The sequence below is a fragment of the Streptomyces sp. NPDC042259 genome, from assembly GCF_055582085.1.
In genome coordinates this window covers 465,909-491,064 of record NZ_JBVJDW010000004.1, presented here as the reverse complement: position 1 = coordinate 491,064, position 25,156 = coordinate 465,909, and the positions used below count along the sequence as shown (strand labels likewise).

The window sequence follows — 25,156 nt, the reverse complement described above, 5'->3', positions numbered from 1 at the left end:
CAGGAGTCCCGGACACCGTTGACCGGGCGCTTGCCCGGATGTTAGACAGCACCGATCGCTGCACGCAATGGGTGTTGCGCATACTGCAACCGACTTCTCCGGAGGCTCTCTTGGCCGCCCACGACGCCGTCACCCGTCTCGCCCTGGAACGGGTGGACCACCGCTTCAAGGGGCTGCCCCCGGACGCGGAAGGGCTGACCGTCGGCGAGCTGGCCGCCGAGCGCCGTTCGCTGTTCACCGGCGGCTTCACCACGCCCGTGCTCGCCCTCTCCGCCGAGGCGCTCGCGCACAACCTCGCCCTCATGGAGCGCTACTCCGCCGAGCACGGCCTGGCGTTCGCCCCGCACGGCAAGACCACGCTCGCCCCGCAGCTCTTCGAGCGGCAGCTCGACCACGGTGCCTGGGGCATCACCGCCGCCGTCCCCACCCAGGTCCGCGTCTACCGCGCCTTCGGCGTACGGCGGATCTTCCTCGCCAACGAGGTGGTGGACGCGGCCGCGCTGCGCTGGATCGCGGGCGAGCTGGCCGCCGACCCCGAATTCCAGCTGGTCACCTACGTCGACTCCGCGCGCGGTGTCGAGCTGATGGACGCCGCCCTGCGTGACGCCGGTGCCGGGCGCCGGCTCGACGTCGTCATCGAGCTGGGCGTCGCGGGCGGCCGCACGGGCGTCCGGACCGAGGCCGAGAGCCTGGCGCTCGCGGACGCCGTGGCGGCCACCGGCACCCTGCGCCTGGTCGGCGTCGCCTGCTACGAGGCGGACGTCCCGCAGGCCGACGACGAAAAGGTACGTGCCTGGCTGCGCCGGCTCACCGCGCTCGCCGTCACGCTCGACAAGGCGGGCCACTTCGCGGGCGTGCCGGAGATCGTCGTCAGCGCGGGCGGCAGTGCCTGGTTCGACGCCGTGGCCGAGGTCTTCGCGGAGCTGCCGGCGCTGTCCGCACCGGTGCTCAGGCTGCTCCGCTCCGGCGCGTACGTCACCCACGACGACGGCCAGTACCGGCGCAAGACCCCCTTCAACCGCCACCCCGAGGAGGGCGCCCTCCAGCCCGCGTTCCGGCTGTGGGCGCAGGTCGTCTCGCGGCCCGAGCCCGGCCGGGCCTACCTCAACGCGGGCAAGCGTGACGCCGCGTACGACCTCGACCTGCCGGAGGCCCAGGTCGTACGGTCCGCCCGGGACGGCGCGCAACGCCCCGCCGAGGGGCTGCGGATCACCGCGCTAGCCGACCAGCACGCCTACGTCGAGGTGGCGGAGGGTGTGGAGCTGGAGGTCGGGGACTGGGTGGGGCTGGGCCTGTCGCACCCCTGCACGGTCTTCGACAAGTGGCAGCTGATCCCGCTGGCCGAGGCGGACGGAACGGTCACGGACTACATCCGCACGTTCTTCTAGACCCCGGTGCTCACTCCCGGACGGGCCCGCCCCGGTCACGGCGGCCCGTACGGCGGGTGAGGACACGCGGAGCACGCCCGTCCGGCCGAGAGAAGGGCACGCCCCCATGGACCTCGTCATCCGCGACACCCGCGTCATCGACGGCACCGGCGGTGCCTCCTACCGGGCGGACGTGGCGCTCTCCGACGGCCGGATCGCCGCGATCCACCGGGAGGGTGACGGCCGCCGCCCCGGGGGCACCGGCGTCCTGGACGCGCACGGCCTGGCGCTGGCGCCCGGCTTCATCGACATGCACGCCCACAGCGACCTCGCCCTCCTGCGCGACCCCGGCCACGAGGCGAAGGCCGCGCAGGGCGTGACGCTGGAGGTCATCGGCCAGGACGGCCTGTCGTACGCGCCGGCCGACGACCGCACCCTCGCCGAGATCCGCTCCCAGATCACCGGCTGGAACGGCGACGGCCACGACATCGACTTCACCTGGCGCGGCGTGGGCGAGTACCTCGACCGCCTCGACCACGGTTTCGACGGCGGGGGCATCGCCGTCAACGCCGCGTACCTCGTGCCCCAGGGCAGCGTGCGGATGCTCGCCATGGGCTGGGGGCGCCGTGCCGCCACGGCCGAGGAGACCGGGCGGATGAAGCGCCTGGTCGCCGAGGGGCTGGAACAGGGCGCGGTCGGGCTCTCCTCGGGCCTGACGTACACGCCCGGCATGTACGCCACCGACGCCGAGCTGACCGAGCTGTGCCGGGTGGTGGCCCGGTACGGCGGCTACTACTGCCCGCACCACCGCTCCTACGGGGCGCACGCGCTGCGGGCCTACGAGGAGATGATCGCCCTCACCCGCGCGGCGGGCTGCGCCCTGCACCTGGCCCACGCCGTCATGAACTTCGACGTGAACCAGGGCCGCGCCCCCAAGTTGCTGGACCTCCTCGACACCGCGCTCGCGGCGGGCGCCGACATCTCCCTGGACACCTATCCGTACACCCCGGGCTGCACCACGCTCGTCGCCGTGCTGCCGAGCTGGGCCGGCGAGGGCGGTCCGGAGGCGGTGCTCGCGCGGCTGCGCGACGACGCGACGGCCGAGCGGATCCGGCGGGCCGTGGAGGTCGAGGGCGCGGACGGCTGTCACGGCGTGCCGATCGACTGGGACACCGTCGAGATCTCCGGGGTCGCGGACGTGGGCCTGGCCGCGCACGTCGGCCGGAGCGTCGCCCGCTGTGCCCGCGAGCGCGGCGAGGAGCCGTGGAGCACGGCCCGGCGGCTGCTGATCGCCGACCGGCTGGGCACCACGATCCTCCAGCACGTGGGGCACGAGGAGAACGTCCGGACGATCATGCGGCACCCGGCGCACACCGGTGGCAGCGACGGCATCCTGCACGGCGGGAAGCCGCACCCGCGCGCGTACGGGACCTTCCCCCGGTATCTGGGCCGGTACGTCCGCGAGCTGGGCGTACTGCCGCTGGAGGAGTGCGTGGCGCATCTCACGTCGCGTCCCGCCGCCCGGCTGCGGCTGCCGGACCGGGGTCTCGTCCGCCCGGGATACCGTGCTGACCTCGTGCTCTTCGACCCCGAGACGGTGGCCGACGGTGCCACTTTCGAAGCCCCCCGCACCCTTCCGACCGGCATTCCGTACGTCCTGATCGACGGTCGCTTTGTGATGAAAGACGGGCAGCGTACGGACGTCCTGGCAGGGCGCGCGGTACGGCGCACGCCGGTCGGCTGATCCGGTGCGCGTGGGCCCCGCCGGTGTGAGGCACGCCCGGCGCTAAACGGTGGGCGCCTCTTTTCGTGCCCCCGTATGGTGGCCGTCATGCAGGTGATCCAGTCAACGAAGCTCGCAAACGTCTGCTACGAAATCCGTGGCCCGGTGCTCGAGGAGGCCATGCGGCTGGAGGCGGCAGGTCACCGCATCCTCAAGCTCAACACCGGCAACCCCGCGATCTTCGGGTTCGAGTGCCCGCCGGAGATCCTCGAGGACATGCTGCGCAACGTGGGCGACGCGCACGGCTACGGCGACGCCAAGGGGCTGCTCTCGGCCCGGCGCGCGGTGGTGCAGCACTACGAGACCAGGGGCATCGAGCTGTCCGTCGAGGACGTCTACCTCGGCAACGGTGTCTCCGAGCTGATCCAGATGTCGATGCAGGCGCTGCTCGACGACGGCGACGAGGTGCTCGTCCCCGCCCCGGACTACCCGCTGTGGACCGCCTCGGTGTCCCTGGCGGGCGGCACGGCGGTGCACTACCGCTGCGACGAGCAGTCGGACTGGATGCCGGACCTCGCCGACATCGAGCGCAAGGTCACCGACCGCACCAAGGCCATCGTCATCATCAACCCGAACAACCCGACGGGCGCCGTCTACGACGACGAGATGCTGCGCGGCCTCACCGAGATCGCCCGTCGCCACAATCTGATCGTCTGCTCCGACGAGATCTACGACAAGATCCTCTACGACGGTGTGACCCACACGCCGACCGCCGCGATCGCCCCCGACCTGCTGACGCTGACCTTCAACGGGCTGTCCAAGTCCTACCGGGTGGCGGGGTACCGCAGCGGCTGGATGGCGGTCTGCGGCCCGAAGGCACACGCCGACAGCTACATCGAGGGCCTGACGATCCTGGCGAACATGCGGTTGTGCGCGAACATGCCCGCGCAGCACGCGGTGGCCACGGCCCTCGGCGGCCGGCAGTCGATCAACGACCTGGTGCTGCCGGGCGGCCGGCTGCTGGAGCAGCGCGACGTGGCGTACGAGCTGCTGAGCCAGATCCCGGGCGTCAGCTGCGTCAAGCCCAAGGGCGCGCTGTACGCCTTCCCGAGGCTCGACCCGAAGGTCTACAAGATCAAGGACGACCGGCAGATGGTCCTGGACCTGCTCCGGGCCGAAAAGATCATGGTTGTGCACGGCACGGGCTTCAACTGGCCGGAGCCGGACCACTTCCGGCTGGTCACCCTGCCGAACGCGAAGGATCTGGCGGAAGCGGTCACCCGGATCGGCACCTTCCTGGACGGCTACAGCCAGCCGTGACCGCCGGTCACGGCGTGCCGCGCCCCACATCCGATCTGTAAGCGAAACAACTTTAGACGCCGTCTAAGTTAGGATGGCCTTCTGAGACCGTTCAGGAGGCCATCCATGTACGAGCCGATCCGTACCAAATCGGTCCACACCATGGCCGAGACCCGTGTGAGGCGCGGCCCGCACCGCTCCCGTGAGGAGGAGCTGGACATACGGCTGGCGGGGCATCTGACCGCACTGCTGACCGTCACCGACGAGCTGCGCGCGCTCACGCCCGACGCCTCGCTGGACGACGCCGCGCACCGGCTCACTGAGCGGGTGGCGCGGCTCAGCGGCGGCCATGCGCCCCTGCGGGCCGCACCGTCGGCGGGCACCGCCGCCCGGACGGCCTCCCGGGTCGCCTCGCTGCACCAGCGCGCGCACACCCTCGCCGGGCAGGCGCTGGTGGTCGCCACCTCGCGCGGTGACGTCGGCGGCTCGGCGCTGGCCGCCGAGCGGCTGCGCGCCCACGCCGCCGTACTGGGCATCTCCGAAGCCGCCTGACGCCCACTCCGTCTCGCCGGTCTCGTCCGCCTCGCCGGTCCCGCGCACGCCCGTGGGCCCGGTCCGAGACAGGTCGGACCGGGCCCACGGAAACTCGCGGCGTGCGCGGAAAGCGGCCGGTCAGCCCAGGCGCTGGACCAGCGCGCGGTACTCGTCCCACAGCTCCGCCGGGGTGTGGTCACCGAAGGTGTTGAGGTGCTCGGGCACGAGCGCCGCCTCCTCGCGCCACACCTCCTTGTCGACCGTGAGCAGCAGATCGAGGTCGGCGTCGGCGATGTCCAGACCGTCGGTGTCGAGCGCCGCACGCGTCGGCAGCACGCCGATCGGCGTCTCGACCCCTTCCGCCTTGCCTTCCAGGCGCTCCACGATCCACTTCAGCACCCGGCCGTTCTCGCCGAAGCCGGGCCACACGAAGCGGCCCTCCGCGTCCTTGCGGAACCAGTTGACGTAGTAGATCTTCGGGAGCTTCGCCTGGTCCTTGTCCTTTCCGACCTTGAGCCAGTGGCCCATGTAGTCGCCCATGTTGTACCCGCAGAAGGGCAGCATGGCGAACGGGTCGCGGCGCAGCTCGCCGACCTTGCCCTCGGCGGCGGCGGTCTTCTCGGAGGCGACGTTGGCCCCGAGGAAGACACCGTGCTGCCAGTCGAAGGACTCGGTCACCAGCGGCACGGCCGAGGCGCGGCGGCCGCCGAAGAGGATCGCCGAGATCGGCACGCCCTTGGGGTCCTCCCACTCGGGCGCGATGATCGGGCACTGGGAGGCCGGGGTGGTGAAGCGGGCGTTGGGGTGGGCGGCCGGGGTTCCGGAGGCCGGGGTCCAGTCGTTGCCCTTCCAGTCCGTCAGATGTGCGGGCTGCTCCTCCGTCATGCCCTCCCACCAGACGTCGTTGTCGTCGGTGAGGGCGACGTTGGTGAAGACCGAGTTGCCCCAGAGGGTCTTCATGGCGTTGGCGTTGGTGGCCTCACCGGTACCGGGAGCGACGCCGAAGAAGCCGGCTTCGGGGTTGATGGCGTACAGGCGGCCGTCCTCGCCGAAGCGCATCCAGGCGATGTCGTCGCCGATGGTCTCCACGGTCCAGCCGGAGATGGTCGGCTCCAGCATGGCGAGGTTGGTCTTGCCGCAGGCGGACGGGAACGCGGCGGCGACGTACTTGGACTCACCGACGGGCGGGGTGAGCTTGAGGATGAGCATGTGCTCAGCCAGCCAGCCCTCGTCGCGGGCCATGACGGAGGCGATGCGCAGGGCGTAGCACTTCTTGCCCAGCAGGGCGTTGCCGCCGTAGCCGGAGCCGTAGGACCAGATCTCGCGGTCCTCGGGGAAGTGCGAGATGTACTTGGTGCTGTTGCACGGCCACGGGACGTCGGTCTCGCCCTCGGCCAGCGGGGCACCGAGGGTGTGCACCGCCTTGACGAAGAAGCCGTCGGAGCCCAGCTCGTCGAGGACGGGGCGGCCCATCCGGGTCATGGTGCGCATCGAGACGGCGACGTACGCCGAGTCGGTGATCTCGACGCCGATCGCGGACAGCGGCGAGCCGAGCGGGCCCATGCAGAACGGCACGACATACATGGTGCGGCCACGCATCGAGCCGCGGAAGATGCCCTCCTCACCCGAGAAGATCTCCCGCATCTCGGCCGGGGCCTTCCAGTGGTTGGTCGGGCCCGCGTCCTCCTCCTTCTCGGAGCAGATGAAGGTGCGGTCCTCGACACGTGCCACGTCGCTGGGGTCGGAGGCGGCGTAGTAGGAGTTCGGGCGCTTGACCGGGTCGAGCTTCTTGAAGGTGCCCTTGGCGACGAGCTCCTCGCACAGGCGCTCGTACTCGGCTTCGGAACCGTCGCACCAGACCACCTGGGCCGGCTCGGTGAGGGCGGCGATCTCGTCGACCCAGGAGATCAGTTCCTGGTGGTTGGTGAGGCTGGTGGGAGCCGCATTGCTGCGCGCCACGATCGCTCCGTCCCGCCGGAACCCGCGGTGCCCGGCGTCAGATGTTGAGGGTGGAACGGACCTTGCCCTGTTGCCGTTCTGCCGGCGAAGTCCGCTTCGTGATGGATGCCCCTTGGGGGCTGCGACCCAGACGCTTCGTGACCGCTCATCCGGTGCCGCCCGCACTCATTTGATCATCCGACTCCTCTTCCGTTCTGTCCAGGGGGCACCCCCGTGACCATCGCCACGTGATACCGGTCCGTAACCTACGGTGGCGTAGGTAGCATGTCGGGCATGACATCCGCGCCCGACGCAGCGCACAGCGCTCCCCCCGCTCCCGCCGGCGCCGCGACCGTCGCACCCCCCGACGGCACGCCTCCGGATCCGGTGAATTCCGTCAAGCCGCGACTGCGCGGCTGGCTGCACGCCGGGATGTTCCCCGCCGTTCTGGTCGCCGGCGTCTTCCTGACCGCCCTGGCCGACAGCACCCGCGGCCGGATCGCCTGTGCGGTCTACATCCTCACCGCGTGCCTGCTGTTCGGCATCAGCGCGCTCTATCACCGGGGCGACTGGAGCCCGCGCGTCAACGCCGTACTGCGGCGCCTCGACCACGCGAACATCTTCCTGATCATCGCGGGCACCTATACGCCGCTGACCATGCTGCTGGTGCCCGGCGGCCGGGGGCAGGCGCTGCTGTGGGCGGTCTGGGCGGCCGCCGTGGCCGGCATCGTCTTCCGGGTCTTCTGGGTCGGCGCCCCGCGCTGGCTCTACACGCCCTGCTACATCGCCATGGGCTGGGCCGCCGTCTTCTTCCTCCCCGACTTCCTGCACAAGGGCGGTGTCGCCGTACTCGTCTGCGTGATCGTCGGCGGCCTGCTCTACAGCGCGGGCGGCGTGATCTACGGCATCAAGCGGCCCAATCCCTCACCGCGGTGGTTCGGCTTCCACGAGGTCTTCCACTCACTGACCCTGGCGGCCTTCGCCGTGCACTATGTGGGCATCTCCCTGGTGGCCTATTCGCACGCCTGAGACACCCGGCGCGACACGCGCCCGACGGCTTCTTCGCGGTGGCCGTGGCCTCGACGCCACGGCCACTCGCCATGTCAGGGCCCCTATTCCGGCCAGGACCACGGACAGCACCGCGACCTCACCCCCGACCAGGAAGCCTCCGACGCATAACGCCGCGACCACCGTGGCGAACAGCTTTGCGATAGCACCTACCAGCATGTCCCCTCCGTTCCTCACTGAGCCAAGCCTTGCCCACCACTGAACGTGACACACCCCCCTGGGCATCAGCGTGCCATCAAGACCGGACGATTGAGGGCCGCACGCTTTTGGAAGTCGCCCTCTTTCCACGCCAACTCCCGCGTGCGGGCGATGTCGTTCCGCAAAACACACATGCCTGAGAATGCTCTCCATGGCCTCAGCTCAGACATCATCCGCGGCCCAGCCCCAGCCCAGGCTCGGGCTGCGCGAGCGGAAGAAGATCCAGACCCGGCAGGCGATCCGCCGCGCCGCCTACCGGCTCTTCGAGCGGCAGGGGTACGACGCGACCCCGGTCGACCAGATCGCGGAGGCCGCCGACGTCTCGCCCAGCACCGTGTTCCGGTACTTCCCGACCAAGGAAGACCTCGTCCTCGCCGACGAGTACGACCGCGTCATGGCAGCCGCGATCAGGGCCCGGCCGGCGCACGAACCACCCCTGGAGGCCGTCCGACAGGGCGTCATGGACTCCCTGCGGCACACCATGGAGAACGACTTCACCGAACTCGTGCAGCGCACCAGACTCGTCCGGGCGGTCCCGGCGCTGCGCGGCAGAACGGCGGAGGGGGCGGCGGAATCGTCCCGCGTGCTCCGCGCCGTCCTGGCGGAGCGTACGGGGCGCCCGGCGGACGACCTGGAGTTGCGGGTGGCCGCCGTCGCGATCCTCGCGGCGATACAGGAGGCCATGATGACCTGGGTCGACCGCGGCCAGGGTGCCGACCTGATGCCGATCATCGGCCGGAGCCTGGACGTCCTGGCCCGCGGCCTGACCCTCTGACGTCCCCTCCCGCGGGCCCTCAGTCCTGTCCTGCCAGCCGCTCCTCCAGGTCCTTCGGGTCGGTCGTCGGCGCGTCGCAGGTGAAGTGGCGGCACACATAGGCGGCCGGACGGGCGTCGACGAGCGAACGGCCGGCCAGCAGCGGTACCTCCACCTGCTCCTCGCCGGCGCCCGACGGCGGCTCGCCCACGGCGACGACCAGGCCGGGTGCCGTGGCCAGCAGGGCGGTGCGGTGCAGTGCGCCGGTGGCCGGGTGGTCGTGCGGGCCGACGACGGCAACCTCCCGGGGCCCGTCCAGCAGCGCCTCCGTGACGGCCAGGCCCCAACTGATGAAGCGTGGGGCCTTGGGGCCCAGCACCCGCACCACACCGAGCGCGCGCTCCGCCGCCTCCCGGTGCGCGGAGCTGCCGGTGTAGGCGGCGTAGGACAGCAACGCCCCGGCGGCGGCCGTCCACCCGGAGGGCGTGGCATTGTCCGTGGGGTCCTGCGGGCGTCGGATGAGGGCCTCGGCGTCGTCGGCGGTGTCGTACAGCGTGCCGTTCGGGGCGGTGAAGTGGACCAGGACGGTGTCCAGGAGCAGCCCCGCGAAGTCGACCCACACCCCTTCCCCGGTGACGCCGGAGAGCGCGAGGAAGCCCTCGGCGACGTCGGCGTAGTCCTCCAGGACGCCGGCGTGGGAGCCCGCCACGCCGTCGAGGGAGGTGCGGAACAGCCGCCCCTGCCAGTCCATATGGGTGCGTACGAGCAGGTCCGCGGCGTCCGTCGCGGCCTGGACGAGGTCGGGGCGGTCGAAGTAGGCGCCGGTCTCGGCGAGGGCGGCGATGGCCAGCCCGTCCCAGGCGGCCACGACCTTGTCGTCACGGCCGGGGCGCGGCCGCTCCTCGCGCGCCGCGAGCAGCCGGGCGCGTACGGAGGCGACCTTCCCCGCTTCCATGAGCCGCTCGGTGTCGGGAAGCCGCAGCACGGAGGCGCCCTCCTCGAACGTGCCGTCCTCGGTGACCCCGAAATGGGCGGCGGCGAGCGCCGCGTCCTGCTCGCCCAGCACGTCCCGCAGTTGATCGGGGGTCCAGACGTAGTAGGCGCCCTCGACGTGCTTGCCGCTCGCGTCGCCCGGCACCGCGCTGTCGGCGTCCAGCGCGGAGGCGAAGCCGCCCTGTTCGGTGCGCATCTCACGCACGAGGAAGTCGGCCGTCTCCAGCGCCACCCGCCGGGCGAGTTCGGAGCCGGTGGTACGCCACAGATGGGCGTAGACCCGGCACAGCAGGGCGTTGTCGTACAGCATCTTCTCGAAGTGCGGTACGACCCACGAGGCGTCGACGGAATACCGCGCGAAACCCCCGCCGAGCTGGTCGTAGATCCCGCCGCGGGCCATCGCCTCGCAGGTGGCCTGCGCCATTTGCAGGGCGGCCGCCGAACCGGTGCGGGCGTGGTGGCGCAGCAGGAACTCCAGCGTCATGGACGGCGGGAATTTGGGCGCACCTCCGAAGCCTCCGCGTACGGCGTCGAAGTCGCGGGTCAGCGCCATCAGCGCCCGGTGCGGGTCTTCGACGGTGGGCGGCTGCGGGGCGGCCGGGCCCCCGTCCTCCGACGTCGGCACCCCGAAGGCCAGGGTGCGCTCGGACAGATCCCGCACGATACGGCCGGCGACCTCCCCGACCTCTTCGCGGCGGTCGGTCCAGGCGACCTTGACCCCCTCCAGCACCTGCCGGAACGAGGGCATGCCGTGCTTGGGGGCGGGCGGGAAGTAGGTGCCGAAGTAGAAGGGCTCGGCCTCGGGGGTGAGGAAGACCGTCATCGGCCAGCCGCCCTGCCCGGTGGCGGCCTGGACGGCCTCCATGTACACGGCGTCGATGTCCGGCCGCTCCTCGCGGTCGACCTTGACGGACACGAAGTGCTCGTTGAGGAAGCCCGCGGTCGGCTCGTCCTCGAACGATTCGTGGGCCATGACATGGCACCAGTGGCAGCTCGAATACCCGACGCTCAGCAGCACGGGCACACCACGGCGCCGGGCCTCGTCGAAGGCCTCGGGGGACCAGGGCCACCAGTCGACCGGATTCTGCGCGTGCTGGAGGAGATACGGGGACGTCTCATGCGCCAGGCGGTTCGGCATGACCCCATCCTTACCCCAACCCGAGCCCGATGGTGAGTTATCCACAGGCGCGGCAAGCGCGGCCCTCCGGTTATCCACAGGGCTGCCGGAAATCTTGCCCAGCCGGAACACTTGGGGCGGACACGTGAGGCCACGTGGGACACAGAGCAATCGCTGGTGGAGGGGGAACCACATGCCGGGTTCGCTGGCCGTACTGCGAGAGATCCACCGCACGGATATCGAGGGCTTGTTGGGGCGCGCCGTCGAGGAGGAGGTGCGCCGTTCGGGTGGCCGGGCCGATGGTGTGGTGCTGCTGCGCCGGGCGCGTGAGGAGCTCACCGCCATAGCGGCCACGGCGGCCGAGGAGTACGGCGCGTATGTGCGCGCCCTCGACGAGGAGGCGATGTCGGCACGTCCGCTGACGACTCGTCTCTCCCGCGCCTCGCTCAGCACTCCGCTGCTGGTCACGGCCGTGGCGGCGGTGACAGCATTCGGTGCCGACCTGGCGCACGGAAGCCCGGCCGGGGCCGCGCTCGGCGCGGGTGCCCTGGTGGCGGTGGCCGGTTCGGCCGCCACCCTGCTCAAGCTGACGGCCGGGCACTGGCCGGCCGCGCACCGGCGGGCGGGGCTGCGGGGGCAGCCCGGCGGGGCCGAGCAGTTGCGTCTGCAGTGGCTGACGGCGGTGGAGGTGCGGGGTATCCGCCCGTTCCTGGACCAGCAGCGCATCCTGTCGGCGGCCACGCGCGCTCATGGCACGGTCGGGCAGTCCGGCCCGGACCCCGTGGGCCATGACCCGCTGCGACGGGGAACGGACCGCAGCGCGGCCGCCCTGCGGCGCAGCGTGCTGGAGCAGTCCTTCGACCACCTCCCGGCCCCGGACGGCCTGTTCGCGGGGCGCAGGGCACAGATCGCGCAGATCGCCCAGTGGGTCCATCAGGCGCGGGCGAGCACGGAGACCAGACCGACGGTCGTCCTGCTGCACGGGCCGCCCGGGTCGGGCCGTTCGACGCTCGCGGTGCGGGCCGCCCACCATCTGCGCGACCAGTTCCGGGGCGCGTGCGTGGTGGACCTGCGCGGGGACGTCCAGGGCGCGCCGCCCCTGCCGACGCGGGACGCACTGCTCCATCTGCTCAACAGGCTGGGCGCGCCGCGTGATCAACTGCTGTTCCGGGAGCGCTCGCCGCAGGAGCGGCATCTGCGGCGGTTGTCCGAGCTCTACCACCGGCACCTGACCGGGCTGCCGGTGACGGTGGTCCTGGAGGACGCCTCGGACGCGGAGCAGGTCCGCACCTTGATCCCGGAGCGCTCCGACAGTCTGGTCCTGATCACGGCCCGCGCGCCGCTGCCCCTGCCCCCGGACCTGGTGGCCTGGGTGCACGAGCTGTCGGTCGAGCCGCTGGACGAGACGGGCGCGGAGGAGCTGCTGCGTACGGCGGCCGAGGCATCTCCCCCGGCCCCCGCGCCGGGCGGCTCGGACGGGTCGGGGGAGCACCCCGGCCCGGACGCCGGGGGACCGGATGCCGCGGGACCGGACGACGAGAAGGCCATGGCGCGGGTGCGGGAGCTGTGCGGCGGGCTGCCGCTCGCCCTGCGCGTGGCCGGCTCCGCGCTGGGGGTCCGCAGCCCGCGGGCGCTGGCGGCGGACCTGGAGGCGGCACTGGAGGCGGACGAAACGGCCGATCCGGTGGAGCGGGCCCTGCGCCTGCGCTACGCCGACCTGGAGGACAGCGCCCGCCGGCTGCTGCGGCGGCTGGCGCTGGCGGGGCGGGCCTCGCTCGGGGCGGCCGCGGCGGCGGCACTGCTGGCGACCGACGAGCAGGAGGCGGCGCATCAGCTGGCGGCACTCGCCCGGGCCGGGCTGATCGAGAACGTACGCGCCAACCGGTACCGGATGCACGATCTCGTCCGGGACTTCGCACAGACCAGACTGCTCGCCGAGGAGGCACCCGAGGCGCGGGCTGCGGCTCAGGAGAGGCTGATCCGCAGCTACGCGGAGCTGGCCGACACGGTGATCCGCATGGTCGACGGAAAGACCTCGACCCGGGCGGACATGTTCACCCAGGGCGCCGCCGGGGGCCACGGCTTCGCCTCGCTGGCCGCGGCGCTGCGCTGGCTGGACGACGAGTCGAGTTTCATCACCGCGGCGCTGCGCCACGCGGAGGGCGTCGACCAGGCGGCGGTGCTGCATCTGCTGGGCGCCCTGTGCGACTACTGCCTGCTGCGTGGCGATCTCTACCGACTGGGCGAGTTGAGTGAGCTGACACAGGCCGCGGACCGGGGCCTGCTGTCACGGTCGGTGCAGTGGCGCACGGGTATCGCGGCCCGGCAGCTGGGCGAGCTGGACAAGTCCCGTACGACCCTGTCGTCCGTCGTCGATCTGTACTTCGACGCCCGGCATCCGGCGGGTGCCGCCCGGGCACTGCGTGACCTGGGCGTCACCTTGCAGCATCAGGGCAATCTCCAGGAGGCGGCGGTGAAGCTCCGGGAGGCGCTCGATCTCCAGGTGGCGCCGGAGCTGAGCGGGGACCGGGCCTGGACCATGCACGCCCTGGCGGCCGTCGAGCGGGACCGGGCGCGGATAGCGCAAGCGCTGGAGCTGCTGACCGAGGCGCTGGAGCTGCACCGGCGGAGCGAGAGCGTGCACGGTCAGGCGTGGGCGCACTTCCAGCTCGGCCAGGTGCGGCTGCGCATGGGGCAGGTGTCGCGCGCGGAGGCGGAACTCCGCGAGGCCCTGGAGAGCTACGGGCGGACGCGCGACAGCCGAGGTGAGGCCTGGGCGCTGACCCAGCTGGCGCGGGCCCGCCTGGTGGCCGGGGATCCGGCCAGGGCGGCGGACCAACTGCGGCGGGCGACGGCCCGTCACCGGGAGAACGAGGACGCGCGCGGCGAGGCCTGGTCGCTGTACTACCTGGGCCAGTCGCTGGAGGAGTGCGGGGACCAGGCAGCGGCCGTGCGGTCCCTGGAGCGGGCGCGCACGATGTTCAACCGCATGCGGGACGGGTACGGGCTGGCCTGCGCCCGGCATCACTCGGGCCGGGTCACCCGTGATCAGCGGGCGGCGCAGACGGGGAGCCTGCGCAACAGCGGATTCGCGCGGCAGTTGCTGCAGGACGCCCGGGCGGACTTCCGGCGCCTGGGGGTCCCGCACGGCGAGGCGTGGTCCTGTGTGGAGCTGGCGGTGGTCGACGCGGGCAATGGCCGGACGGTGCAGGCCCTGCCGCTGCTCGAGGAGGCGGCAGGACTCTTCGCGGGGTACGGCGACCGGCGCGGTGGGAGCTGGGCCCGGTTCCTGCGCTGCACGCTGCTGCCGTACGCCTCGCCGGGAGGCGCGGTGGTGGGGGCGGCGGTCGCCGAGGAGGAGCTGGCCGCGCTGCAGCGGGAGCTGCGGGACGCGGACTGGGCGGGCGACCCGGCTCTGGAGGACTACGCGGAGGCGTACGCCCTGATGCTGCGGAGAGGTTCCCCGCCGGAAACGGGGTGGCAGGCATGGCGGCTCGGCATGGTGCCGAACCGCCGGGCCCGCGAGGTCATGGCGGTGCTGCCCCGGGAGGCCTGAGCCTCCCGCGGCAGGTCGCGCGACCGTCAGACAGCCGTCAGACAGTCATCGACAGCCGTTGGCCGACCGTCGTACGGCCCAGGCCCGAGGCGCCTTTAGGGCAGGCCGGAGCGTCACGCCGGGGGGCGGCCCCGAACGTCAGGGGGCCGGCCGCCCGCCAGGGCCCGCCCGTCGGGCACGCCGGCCTCACCCGGTGGTCAAGCGGTCGCCCGTTCGGGCGACCGGTCTCACCGGCCGGGCCGGCCGTGCCCGCCGGTCAGGTGGCGGGCTTGCCCTCGGGCACGGCGCCCTTGGGGCTGTCGGTGGCGGTGGTCCGGGCGGTGTTGCCGCCCCGCCCCGCACCACCCTGGTCCGGGCTCGCCGGGGTCTCCTCGAAGTCCACCTTCTTCATGTGCTTGTTCATGCTCTTCATCAGCAGCCATACGGCACCGCCGATGAGGGCGAAGACGATGAAACCGAGCACACCGGGAGTGACCTTGTTCTTGTCCAGGTCATCAGCGGCGAACGGCACCAGGTGGGTGACGGCGAGGGAAGCGGTCGCGCTCATCATGGGGTCAATTGTTGCGGATGCCCGCGAAGAGGTCGTCCTCGGGGAGGGACGTGCCGACGCGGGACTGCGCCAGCTCGTATTCCTCGGTCGGCCAGACCTCCCGCTGGAGGTCCAGCGGCACGCGGAACCAGCCGCCGTCCGGGTCGATCTGCGTGGCGTGCGCGATCAGCGCCTTGTCACGGATCTCGAAGAAGTCACCGCACGGGACGAACGTGGTCAAAGTGCGCTCACGGCCGGCCGTGAGCCAGCGCTCCAGCCACTCCCCGTACGGGGACTCCATGCCGCGCGCCAGCAGCGCCTCGTGGAGCGCCAGGGTGCGCTGCCGGTTGAAGCCCTGGTTGTAGTAGAGCTTCAGCGGCTGCCAGGGCTCGCCGGCCTCGGGGTAGCGGGAGGGGTCACCGGCCGTCTCGAAGGCGAGCACCGAGATCTTGTGGGTCATGATGTGGTCGGGGTGCGGGTAGCCGCCGTTCTCGTCGTACGTGGTGATCACGTGCGGCTTGAACTCGCGGATCAGCTTGACCAGCGCGCCGGTCGCCTCCTCGACGTCCTGGAGCGCGAAGCAGCCCTCGGGCAGCGGCGGCAGCGGGTCGCCCTCGGGCAGCCCGGAGTCGACGAAGCCCAGCCACTCCTGCTTGACGCCGAGGATGTCGCGCGCTTCCGCCATCTCCTTGGCGCGGACCTCGTGGATGTGCTCCTCGATGTAGGCATCGCCTTGGAGCTTGGGGTTCAGGATGGAGCCACGCTCACCACCCGTGCAGGTGGCGACCAGCACGTCCACCCCCTCGGACACGTACTTGGCCATCGTGGCCGCGCCCTTGCTCGACTCGTCGTCGGGGTGGGCGTGAACGGCCATCAGTCGGAGCTGCTCAGTCAAGGCTCGATCCTCAGTCACTGGTCACGGGAGACGCCTCCTATAGTGACCGAAGCAGGGGTCGATTCATTCCGGGTTCCACTACCGGTCTTCCACCGGCCCCCCGACCAGGAGGAAAGATCATGGCTGCGGTGCGTGACGGACTGCCCGAGGGTCGGTACGGCCGTACGGCGGACGAGCGCGCGGACCGCAAGCTCAAGATCATCGGTGCGGTGCTGGGCGCGGCGCTGCTCGGTGTGGTCGCCTGGTCGGGTGTGCACTACATCACCGGGACGGATGTCAGCGGTGAGCTCGTCCGGTCGAAGCCGATGTCGGACACCAGCGTTCAGGCGGTGCTGGAGATCCGCAAGGAGAAGGACGCCGACGCGGTGTGCACCCTGCGCTCGCTGGCCAAGGACGGCAGTGAGGCCGGGCGCAAGGACGTCACGCTCGACCGCCGGGAGAGCCATTTCACCGAGCTGGTCACGCTCCGCACGACGCAGCGGGCGTATGCGACGCAACTCGAGGGTTGCAAGCTCGCTTCGAACGGCTGATCACACCGCGCTGACCTGCATTGACGTGATTCTTGCGCGGTTTCGCCCGCTTGCTCCTTCCCCCTTCCCCCGCGGAATTGTTAGGCTCGTGGTTTCGCCCACCTCTGAAGGCGCACCCTTCTGAGTAGGGCGTTCATTTGTATCGCGATGTATCCCCAAGCATTCCCAGTACCGACGAGGAGCACCTGTGACCCAGACCAGCGACAACGTCACCTGGCTGACTCAGGAGGCGTACGACCAGCTCAAGGCCGAGCTGGAGTACCTGTCTGGTCCCGCTCGCACCGAGATCGCGATGAAGATCGCGGCGGCCCGCGAGGAGGGTGACCTGCGAGAGAACGGCGGGTACCACGCGGCCAAGGAGGAGCAGGGCAAGCAGGAGCTCCGTGTGCGTCAGCTCACGCAGCTGCTGGAGGCCGCGAAGGTCGGTGAGGCTCCCGCCGCGACCGGTGTGGTCGCACCCGGCATGGTCGTGACCATCGCCTTCGACGGCGACCCGGACGACACGCTCGACTTCCTGCTCGCCTCCCGCGAGTACGCCAGCTCGGACATCGAGACGTACTCGCCCCAGTCCCCGCTGGGCACCGGCGTGAACGGCAAGAAGATCGGCGAGGACGCCGAGTACGAGCTGCCGAACGGCAAGAAGGCCAAGGTCCGCATCCTGGAGGCCAAGCCCTACCAGGCCTGACCGGCCCTGAACCGAGCGCGCCCGGCCCCCGGGCGCGCGCGAAGAGCCCCGGACCTCCTTCGATGTCCGGGGCTCTTCGCGTCCCACCCGTCCGCCCCGTGCCGGGCCCGTCGCCCAGTACCGGACCCATCGGCTCAAGCCGTCGCCGAGCGGTATTTGCGGACCGACAGGGCACGGAAGACGGCGATGATCACCACCGACCAGATCAGCGACGCCCACACCGGGTGCTGCATCGGCCACGCCGCCGGTACCGGGTAGCCGTCCGGCAGATTGCCGAACAGCCGGCGGGCCGCCTGAACCGTCGCGCTGAACGGGTTCCACTCGGCGATGTAGCGCAGCGCGGTCGGCATGTTGTCGGACGGCACGAAGGCGTTCGAGATGAAGGTCAGCGGAAAGAGCCAGATCAGGCCGCCCGAGGTGGCCGCCTCGGGGGTCCGTACCGTCAGTCCGATCAGCGCGCCGATCCAGGAGAAGGCGTAACCGAGCAGCAGAAGCAGGGCGAAGCCGGCGAGCACCTTGTGGATGCCCTCGTGCGTGCGCCACCCCACGATCACGGCGACGATCGCCAGCACCACCAGCGTCAGCGCGGTCTGGACGAGGTCGGCGAGCGTACGGCCCGTGAGGACGGCCCCGCGCGCCATGGGCAGTGACCGGAAGCGGTCGATGAGCCCCTTGTGCATGTCGTCGGCGATCCCCGCGCCGGCACCGGCCGTGGCGAAGGTGACGGTCTGGGCGAAGATGCCCGCCATCAGGAACTGCCGGTACGCGGAGGGGTCGGTGTTGCCGCCCACGGCGATCGAGCCGCCGAACACGTAGCTGAACAGCACCACGAACATGATCGGCTGGATCAGCCCGAAAATGACCACCTCGGGGAAGCCTGCACCCCGATCTTCGCGCCATTACGCTCTCGGTCGCGGCTCCCCTCTCTTGCGGAGTGGGTGGTGTACTTCGGATCTGCCGCGCCGGTGACCACCATCGGGGGCAACACGTACGCGGGAGGCACGAGGACGCCGTCGTACGGCGCCAGGGCGTCCAAGGCGCGCTCATACTCGCCGCTCCGGAACCAGTGGGTCACACGCCGGTACAGGGCGCCGTAGCTGCGTCCGCCGATGCGCTCGGAGCCGCTGTACTCCTTCCACGCGCGCCCCTCACGGAGCTTTTCGAGCATCACCTCGAAGCCGCCGCGCGGGTCGGCCCACTGCCGATTCCCGGAGAGGATGCCGCGCACGGAGTCCCACATCTCGTCGGTGACCTCAAGGGGGATCTTGACGCCGGTCTCCCGGTGCCACTCCACGATCGGATCGGCAAGCCCCTTGTGCCGGGGGACGCCCTTCCCGACGATCTGGACGTGCACGTCCAGGAGGTCAAGCAGATCGGCCTGCTGCTCGAAGGTGAAGCCGTTCAGTGGGCTCTCGACCCCGTCGATCATCTCCAGTGTCGTTGCGACGCGCGCCTCCTGCCCCTCCACCTCGTCCAGCCACTCCGAGACGCGCTTACGCTCCCGTACGAGTTCCGCCTCCTGCTCCCGCAACTCGGTCCTCAGCTCTTCGACGAGCCTGGCATCGTCCTCGTCGCTCTCTTCGACCGATGCCAGCAGGAGAGCCATCTTGCGCTTGCGGGTTCCCCGCTTCTTGTCGATCTGCGCGTCGAGTTCCGCCAGGCGCCGGCGGTAGGAGGCTGCTCGCTCGGGCACCGTCCCCAGGGACTCCCGGAAGAGGTCATGGAGCTTCTGCTTGTCGGACATCAGCGTCTTCACCTCCTCCCAGACCGCCGCGTCCACGTCCTCGCAGGGGATTTCCCAGCAGTCCTGGTGAGCGTCCGGGGTCGGGTTGTCCTGACGGCCTGCGGAACACCGGTAGTAGCGACCGGCAGTGTTGACGGCACGTCCTTCCGTGACGCTCGCGCCGGTCCGGTGTGCGCCGCACACGCTGAACAACCGATTCGTCAGGAGGTACTTGCCGTGCTGACCCTTGACGCGTGCGCCTCGTGCGAGTGCGGCGAGTAGCTCCTCAGCCTTGGCGTCGGGAAGCGTCTTGGGAATCTCGACGCGATAGCTGGTGGTGATCTCGTCGCCGTCCTCGTTCTCTCCGGCGAACGTGAAGTCGACGTATCCCTTGAGCCCCTTCAGGACCCGGGCGACGAGGTTCCCGCCCTCCCAGAGCTTCCCGCGGCGCGTGCGGTAGCCAAGTGCGTTGAGATGGCGGGCGCCGTCCTCCCTCGTCACAGGCTCGGGCGCGTTGGTCATGAAGTCGGCGAACGCTTCGATCTGCTCGACCTCCGCCGGGTTGAGGGCAGGGTTCCCGTCGGCGTCGAGCATGAACGTTGGCATGGACCTGAGCCCTGGGGCAATCGCGGCGGTGCGGAGGGCGTACCAGCAGGCCAACCACCACCTGCTGGGGGAGGAAGCCTCGGTCTTCGCCTCCCTGCCGTCCCCGCGATTCGCCCCCTTCGGTGAGTACGGCGGTTCCAGTTAGGAGCTGGCGTCAGAGCGTCAGTACGCTGCGTGATCCGCTTACACAGGAGGCATGATGTCGATCAAGGTCCACAACACGCTGACCGGCCGCACGGAGGAGTTCCGCCCCGAGCGGGAGGCCGAGGTACGGATGTTCGTGTGCGGACCCACCGTGTACGGCCCCAGCCACGTCGGGCACGCGAAGACGTACACGCAGTTCGACTTCATCGCCCGGTACCTGGAGGCGAGCGGGTACAAGGTCACGTACCTCCAGAACATCACCGACGTGGACGACAAGATCATCCGGCGCTCGGCGGAGGAGGGCTCCACTCCTGAGGAGATCGCTGCCCTCTTCGAGAAGCAGTACCTGGAGGACATGGCCGCGCTCGGGAACACCCGCGTCGACGTCCACGCGCGGGCCCACGACCACATCAACGCGATCGTGGACCAGATCAAGCGGCTGATCGACCGCGGCCACGCCTACCAGCTCGACGACGGCTGGTACTTCGACCTGGCTTCGTTCCCGCCTACGGCAAGCTCTCCGGCCGCACCGACCTGCGCCCGGAGGACTCGGTGTCGCGGATCGACGACAACACGAAGAAGCGCAACCCGGGCGACTTCGCCCTGTGGAAGGGCCGCAAGGACGGCGAGCCTTTCTGGGAGACCGAGCTCGGCCAAGGCCGGCCGGGCTGGCACATCGAGGACACCGCGATCACGGAGACGTTCTTCGGGCCCTCGTACGACCTGCACGGTGGCGCCGTCGACCTGATCTTCCCGCACCACGAAGCCGAAGTCGCCCAGATGGAAGCGGCGTCCGGCATCGAGCCGCTGGCTCGGTACTGGATGCACACCGGCCTGCTGCGGGTCGACGGCGAGAAGATGTCGAAGAGCACCGGCAACTTCCTGACCATCCGCGAAGCCCTCGCCCGGACGGACTTCCGCACCCTGCGACACGCCTTCCTCTCCCAGCACTACCGCTCCTCCATGGAGCTGAACGACTCCACGCTGGAGCAGGCCCGAGGGGCCCGCCGCCGGATCGAGAACTTCGCCCGGACCATCGACCCCGCGCACACCGACAGCCAGGCCAACGCCGAACGCGCGGCCGACGCCTGGAACGAGATGCGTGAGCGCCTGGACGACGACTTCGACACCCCCGGTGCCCTCGCCGCCCTGTTCCAGTACATCCGCGAGCAGAACCGTCTGGAGGAGCCGGCCGGTCCGGCTGCTCTGCGACTGATCGAGGACGTGAACAACCTCTTCGGAACGTTCGACATCCCCGGCTCCGCCCAGAGCGACGCCGCCGTCGACGAACTCGTGAAGGGACGCGACCGGCTCCGCGCGGCGAGGAAGTTCGCCGAGGCCGACACCATCCGCGAGCAGCTCACCCAGCAGGGCGTCGTCCTTGAGGATTCGCCCGAAGGCACCCGATGGTGGAAGGAGACGACTTCATGACCTGGAAGAACCGCTTACCGCTCGTCGTAGAGAGCGCCATCCCCCTCAGCCTCTGCGGAGTGCTGATGGACCACGTGAAGAACCACACCGCCCGCCCGCGCACCTATCAGGGCGTCATCGACGAATCGCTCCGCAAGAGCGAGTACGTCGAGGTTCCGACGCACCTGGAGGAGGCGGTCATGTCCCACTGCGCCGCCCACATCCGCAGCCACTTCGAGATCGCCCCGACGCGCATACCCAACCAGCCGGCTGTCGTCTACCGCTACGGCCCCGGCGTCGGCTTCGTCGCCCACCACGACGAGGTCACCGACATCGAGCGTGAGCGGGCCCGAACCAACGGCCAGCCCGTCGTCGGCGGCGACCTCACCCTCGTGATCTGTCTCAACACCCCGGACTCCTACGGCGGGGGCGAGCTGTTCTTCGAGAACCCCGCCCAGGAGATGAAGCCCCCCTGCGGCAGCCTGGTCGCTTTCCCCGCCACCCGCGACCACATCCACGGCGTCGGCCGATCACCAGGGGCGAGCGCGTGACCCTTGTCGTACGGGTCGACGCCGAGCGCTGTTGAACTCAGGCCAGTTCCCCTGTCAGATGGGGCAGCACCGCTGCCAGGATGAACGGCATGACGACGATCAACGGTGAGGTAGCGCCCGGATTCGAGCCGGTCCGAGAGGCGTTCGCCGCGAACTTCACCCAGCACGGGGACATCGGCGCGGCCGTGTGCGTCTACTGGCACGGTCGGCCGGTTGTCGATCTGTGGGGCGGTGTCGCCGACCCTGAGACCGGCCGGCCGTGGAACCGGGACACCCTGCAACTGGTCTACTCGGCGACCAAGGGAGCCACGGCGACGGCGGTGCACATGCTTGTCGAGCGCGGCATGCTCGACCTCGATGCCCCGGTGGCGAAGTACTGGCCAGAGTTCGCGGCGAACGGCAAGGCGGACATCCCTGTCCGCTGGCTTCTGTCCCACCAGGCGGGCCTGGTTGCCCTGGACGAGCCACTCCCACTGGCCGAGGCGCTGGCCTGGCACCCCATGGCGGCAGCACTGGCAGCCCAGCGCCCGCAGTGGACCCCGGGCACCGCACACGGATACCACGGGCGAACCTGGGGCTGGCTGGTCGGCGAGGTGATCCGCCGAGTCTCCGGTCGCTCGCCGGGCCGCTTCTTCGCCGACGAGATCGCGAGCCCTCTCGGGCTGGACTTCTACATCGGCCTGCCGACGGGCGAACGTGATCGCGTCAGCCGCCTGGCATACCGGCGACCGGCCATCGACCTCACGACAGTGCCGGCGGAGGCCGTTCCCGAGGAACTCCGCGAACAGGTAGCCGCCTGGCGGGACCCGAACTCGTTCAGTAACCGGGCCTACGCAGTCACCGACCCGGCCGCGATCGACTTCGACTCACCCGAGGTGCAGGCCGCCGAGCTTCCGTCCTCCAACGGAATCGGCACCGCGCAAGCACTCGCCCGCATGTACGCCGCGCTGATCGGGGAGGTGGACGGCGTGCGCCTGCTCGCCCCGGAGACCTTGACGTCCGCGACCGAGGAGCAGGCCAGCGGCAGGGACCAGGTGCTGATGTTCCCGAGCCGATTCAGCACCGGATACATGCTCCCCACCGAGGGCAACCTCATGACCGGCCCGAACGCCTTCGGCCACACCGGGCGCGGAGGCTCACTCGCCTTCGCCGACCCCGAGCACGGCATCGCTTTTGGATACGTGATGAACCACATCATCAGCGGCTCGGACGATGTGCGTGCGGCAACGCTTGCCGAAACGGTGCGGATGTCGATGGGGTGAGCGTGCGACGCGCCTCTTGTCCGTTGCCGCCCTGACCAGCACGTATGCCGAGGCCATGGAGGTCAAGGTCGATTCCGTCAGTCATGCCACCAGCGACGAATACGAGCGGCTGGCCCTCGCCATGCGTCAAGCAGCTCTTCTACCTCACGGCCGAGCCTTGCGCAGAAGCCGAGGGTCAAGCTGAGGAGCCTGAATGCAGCGAGGACTGCGAGGGTGACCTTGTCTAATGTCCAGACCTTCCAGCAAGGCCGGACAAACATGCGTGCTCAGTCCGGCCGCCAGAGGTGACGAACTGAGACCGCCCGGTTCAGCGACTCAGGCGGAGCGGGCAGACATGCGGCTGGCATCGCAATAGAGGTGACGAAAATCCTGGAAGGCAACCGGGCACCCAAGGGTCCCCAACCTGTGCCCTCAACCTCTGGCATCTTTTCAGGGCGCCCACTGCCACCGGACTGCCGACCGGCAGACAGGGCTGTAGCGCGCATCTGCCGCACGCGAGGCCCCTCGTGACGCTGAAGGCGGTGGAGCTCCCCGCGAAGGTCCTCCACCTGGGACGTGGAGGAAGAGGAGTTCGCGCACCTCGGGACGGACGTCGAGGTCCCTCGAAAGCCGCACCGAAGGGCTCCTCGCGTCCGCCGCCCTGTAGAACCACGCCGCGGAGACTGCGGACGAATCAAGCGACCCTCAGCCTTCGAAGCGGCGTCCCAGATATGCCGCTCTGGCCACACCCCTCAGGTCGTTCCTCTAACCTCTCAACCAGTGCCGAGTGACGAGGGAGGGCCGGAGCACCGCATGCAGGCAAGTGTGCTCGCTGAAGAGCGTCTCGACCCATACGCTGAAGACCTCATCGAGTCTCTGCGCGCCTTCGGCTACGACCTCCCCACCGCGCTAGCCGATCTCGTGGACAACAGCATCGCTGCAGACGCGAAGAACGTCCGCGTGGCGTACTGCTCAGATCCAGACGATGCCTGGGTGGCCATCGTCGACGATGGCCACGGGATGGACGAGTCCGAGCTGCACGCAGCCATGCGCTTCGCACGGAACCCGAACCAGCCCAGAGACAATGGGGACCTGGGGCGGTTCGGCTTGGGCCTGAAGACTGCGTCGCTGTCCCAAGCGCGACGACTGACCGTTCTCTCAAGAACCGTTGTCGGTCAACTTGCAGCCAGGACGTGGGACATCGACTACGTTGCCCAACGCAAAGAGTGGCTTGTCCTCACTCAGCCCGATGACGGGGCCCTCCGCATCGCGGATCAAGTCGGATTCACCGGACAGGGCACAGCCATAATCTGGCGGAACACAGACAAGCTCGGCCACGGAAGGTCTCTCTCCCGGAAGGTTAGCGAGTCAGGGCGTGAACTATCCCTCACGTTCCACCGATTCTTGGCGAAGGGGCGACTCAACCTAACCATCGGGCGTAATCAAATCGAGCCCATGGACCCCTACCTGAGACGCCATCGATCGACACAAGACCGAGGCATTGAAGAGCTGACCTACGAAGGCCAATGCATCAGGGTCAACCCTGTCATCCTCCCCCACCCCTCGAGGCTGAGCAAGGAGCAAAGAGCTTCGGCATCTGGCCCTGGAGGCATGCTCGCTCGGCAAGGTTTCTATGTGTACCGAGGTGAGCGTCTCGTGGTGGCCGGCGGCTGGTTGGGATTGGGCGGCATGCATAACTCCGCCCCCACCCGACTCGCCAGGATCTCGCTCGAGATCCCACCCGGCGTAGATCTGGCGTGGGCAGTCGACGTTAGAAAATCAACCCTGCGGCCCCCCGCCCCACTGGAGCAAAGGCTCATCGAGCTGGCGGAAGATGCCCGATCCAGATCCGAGAGGGTTTTCACCCACCGCGGCACTCCTACTCGAACCCGAGGGCAACGGCCCCGAGTCCAACCTGTGTGGCAGCAAGTCCGTCGGATCGGGCAGTCCGAGTACGCCATCAACAGGGAACACCCGCTCGTTGCCGCTGTACTGACCGGCTCTGGTGGTGATGCGCTGGAGGGAATCCTGCGACTCGTCGAGACCACACTGCCCCGCGAGCTCATCGCACAGGAGATAGCCGCTGGCCGTCCCGAGGAGCCTCGGCCCCAACCGGAACAGCCAGACACAGAGGCAGTCCTGGCGATGTTGCGCGCACTGCTCGCAGAGCTCCCCCGGGATCCTTCAAAGCGAACGGCCTTGGCCGAGGCACTAATCAAGGCAGAGCCCTTCTGCCGCCATCCCGGCCTCGTCAGAGAGATCTTCGAAACTGATTCCCCCGAGGAGATGTAACCC

The 25,156-nt window shown here is 70.0% G+C and carries 19 protein-coding genes and 2 pseudogenes; 15 read left to right on the top strand and 6 right to left on the bottom strand.

Annotated features, from left to right (window positions below; genetic code table 11):
- The first annotated feature begins 38 nt into the window (after positions 1 to 38).
- From ACZ6MA_RS14420 to ACZ6MA_RS14405, 4 genes are all read left to right on the top strand, one after another.
- Positions 39 to 1,388, top strand: coding sequence for an amino acid deaminase (locus tag ACZ6MA_RS14420; protein ID WP_469433741.1), 1,350 nt, complete (start codon positions 39 to 41; stop codon positions 1,386 to 1,388).
- Between the two features lie 106 nt (positions 1,389 to 1,494).
- The gene (locus ACZ6MA_RS14415; RefSeq protein WP_469433740.1) at positions 1,495 to 3,111 is read left to right on the top strand and encodes an N-acyl-D-amino-acid deacylase family protein; all 1,617 of its coding nucleotides are present in this window, start codon (positions 1,495 to 1,497) and stop codon (positions 3,109 to 3,111) included.
- Positions 3,112 to 3,198: 87 nt separating this feature from the next.
- Positions 3,199 to 4,410: a pyridoxal phosphate-dependent aminotransferase gene (locus ACZ6MA_RS14410; protein ID WP_469433738.1), complete on the top strand. Its 1,212-nt coding sequence runs from the start codon at positions 3,199 to 3,201 to the stop codon at positions 4,408 to 4,410.
- A gap of 105 nt (positions 4,411 to 4,515) precedes the next feature.
- Positions 4,516 to 4,941 (top strand): SCO4983 family protein, encoded by a 426-nt coding sequence (locus ACZ6MA_RS14405; RefSeq protein WP_469433737.1) that lies wholly within the window; start codon positions 4,516 to 4,518, stop codon positions 4,939 to 4,941.
- A gap of 120 nt (positions 4,942 to 5,061) precedes the next feature.
- Here the strand turns inward: ACZ6MA_RS14405 and ACZ6MA_RS14400 are convergent, their stop codons facing one another.
- On the bottom strand, positions 5,062 to 6,882 hold the full coding sequence (locus tag ACZ6MA_RS14400; protein WP_469433735.1) for a phosphoenolpyruvate carboxykinase (GTP): 1,821 nt from the start codon (positions 6,880 to 6,882) through the stop codon (positions 5,062 to 5,064).
- A 273-nt stretch (positions 6,883 to 7,155) separates the two neighbouring features.
- Between ACZ6MA_RS14400 and trhA the strand changes: the two genes are divergently transcribed.
- A complete protein-coding gene (gene trhA, locus ACZ6MA_RS14395) occupies positions 7,156 to 7,890 on the top strand; it encodes a PAQR family membrane homeostasis protein TrhA (RefSeq protein WP_469433733.1) in 735 nt (244 codons plus the stop codon).
- Positions 7,891 to 8,269: 379 nt separating this feature from the next.
- Positions 8,270 to 8,902, top strand: a complete 633-nt coding sequence (locus tag ACZ6MA_RS14390; protein ID WP_469433732.1) for a TetR/AcrR family transcriptional regulator — start codon at positions 8,270 to 8,272, stop codon at positions 8,900 to 8,902.
- Between the two features lie 19 nt (positions 8,903 to 8,921).
- Here the strand turns inward: ACZ6MA_RS14390 and ACZ6MA_RS14385 are convergent, their stop codons facing one another.
- Positions 8,922 to 11,012, bottom strand: coding sequence for a thioredoxin domain-containing protein (locus tag ACZ6MA_RS14385; protein WP_469433730.1), 2,091 nt, complete (start codon positions 11,010 to 11,012; stop codon positions 8,922 to 8,924).
- 172 nt (positions 11,013 to 11,184) lie between these two features.
- On the opposite strand from ACZ6MA_RS14385, the gene ACZ6MA_RS14380 reads away from it, so the two are divergent.
- A complete protein-coding gene (locus tag ACZ6MA_RS14380) occupies positions 11,185 to 14,547 on the top strand; it encodes a tetratricopeptide repeat protein (protein ID WP_469433729.1) in 3,363 nt (1,120 codons plus the stop codon).
- A 256-nt stretch (positions 14,548 to 14,803) separates the two neighbouring features.
- Here ACZ6MA_RS14380 and ACZ6MA_RS14375 read toward each other — a convergent pair whose 3' ends face one another.
- On the bottom strand, positions 14,804 to 15,097 hold the full coding sequence (locus tag ACZ6MA_RS14375; RefSeq protein WP_469433727.1) for a hypothetical protein: 294 nt from the start codon (positions 15,095 to 15,097) through the stop codon (positions 14,804 to 14,806).
- Between the two features lie 4 nt (positions 15,098 to 15,101).
- Entirely contained in the window at positions 15,102 to 15,971 is an 870-nt protein-coding gene (mca, locus tag ACZ6MA_RS14370; RefSeq protein ID WP_469433725.1) for a mycothiol conjugate amidase Mca, read from the bottom strand.
- Between the two features lie 119 nt (positions 15,972 to 16,090).
- Here mca and ACZ6MA_RS14365 point away from each other — a divergent pair, with 119 nt between their 5' ends.
- Both ACZ6MA_RS14365 and greA read left to right on the top strand, forming a co-directional pair.
- A complete protein-coding gene (locus ACZ6MA_RS14365; protein ID WP_469433724.1) occupies positions 16,091 to 16,501 on the top strand; it encodes a DUF4307 domain-containing protein in 411 nt (136 codons plus the stop codon).
- Positions 16,502 to 16,688: 187 nt separating this feature from the next.
- Complete coding sequence (gene greA / locus ACZ6MA_RS14360; RefSeq protein WP_130879623.1) at positions 16,689 to 17,186, top strand: transcription elongation factor GreA; 498 nt, start codon at positions 16,689 to 16,691, stop codon at positions 17,184 to 17,186.
- 134 nt (positions 17,187 to 17,320) lie between these two features.
- Here greA and ACZ6MA_RS14355 read toward each other — a convergent pair.
- Together ACZ6MA_RS14355 and ACZ6MA_RS14350 are read right to left on the bottom strand one after the other, a co-directional pair.
- Positions 17,321 to 18,058, bottom strand: a pseudogene (locus ACZ6MA_RS14355) (ABC transporter permease); the annotation flags it as partial.
- Positions 18,034 to 19,503 (bottom strand): recombinase zinc ribbon domain-containing protein, encoded by a 1,470-nt coding sequence (locus tag ACZ6MA_RS14350; RefSeq protein WP_469433723.1) that lies wholly within the window; start codon positions 19,501 to 19,503, stop codon positions 18,034 to 18,036. The gene ACZ6MA_RS14350 and the pseudogene ACZ6MA_RS14355, both read right to left, overlap by 25 nt.
- A 10-nt stretch (positions 19,504 to 19,513) precedes the next feature.
- Between ACZ6MA_RS14350 and ACZ6MA_RS14345 the strand changes: the two genes are divergently transcribed.
- The 6 genes and pseudogenes from ACZ6MA_RS14345 to ACZ6MA_RS14320 all read left to right on the top strand — a co-directional run bounded on the left by ACZ6MA_RS14345 (position 19,514) and on the right by ACZ6MA_RS14320 (position 25,153).
- Complete coding sequence (locus ACZ6MA_RS14345) at positions 19,514 to 19,660, top strand: hypothetical protein (RefSeq protein ID WP_469433722.1); 147 nt, start codon at positions 19,514 to 19,516, stop codon at positions 19,658 to 19,660.
- A 51-nt stretch (positions 19,661 to 19,711) separates the two neighbouring features.
- Positions 19,712 to 20,598 (top strand): annotated as a pseudogene (gene cysS / locus ACZ6MA_RS14340) (cysteine--tRNA ligase); the annotation flags it as partial.
- 24 nt (positions 20,599 to 20,622) lie between these two features.
- Complete coding sequence (locus ACZ6MA_RS14335) at positions 20,623 to 21,090, top strand: DALR domain-containing protein (protein ID WP_469434118.1); 468 nt, start codon at positions 20,623 to 20,625, stop codon at positions 21,088 to 21,090.
- Complete coding sequence (locus ACZ6MA_RS14330; protein ID WP_469433720.1) at positions 21,087 to 21,620, top strand: 2OG-Fe(II) oxygenase; 534 nt, start codon at positions 21,087 to 21,089, stop codon at positions 21,618 to 21,620. The genes ACZ6MA_RS14335 and ACZ6MA_RS14330 overlap by 4 nt, the downstream gene beginning before the upstream one ends.
- An 89-nt stretch (positions 21,621 to 21,709) precedes the next feature.
- Entirely contained in the window at positions 21,710 to 22,882 is a 1,173-nt protein-coding gene (locus ACZ6MA_RS14325; RefSeq protein WP_469433719.1) for a serine hydrolase domain-containing protein, read from the top strand.
- Positions 22,883 to 23,686: 804 nt separating this feature from the next.
- The gene (locus ACZ6MA_RS14320; RefSeq protein ID WP_469433718.1) at positions 23,687 to 25,153 is read left to right on the top strand and encodes an ATP-binding protein; all 1,467 of its coding nucleotides are present in this window, start codon (positions 23,687 to 23,689) and stop codon (positions 25,151 to 25,153) included.
- The last annotated feature ends 3 nt before the right edge of the window (positions 25,154 to 25,156 follow it).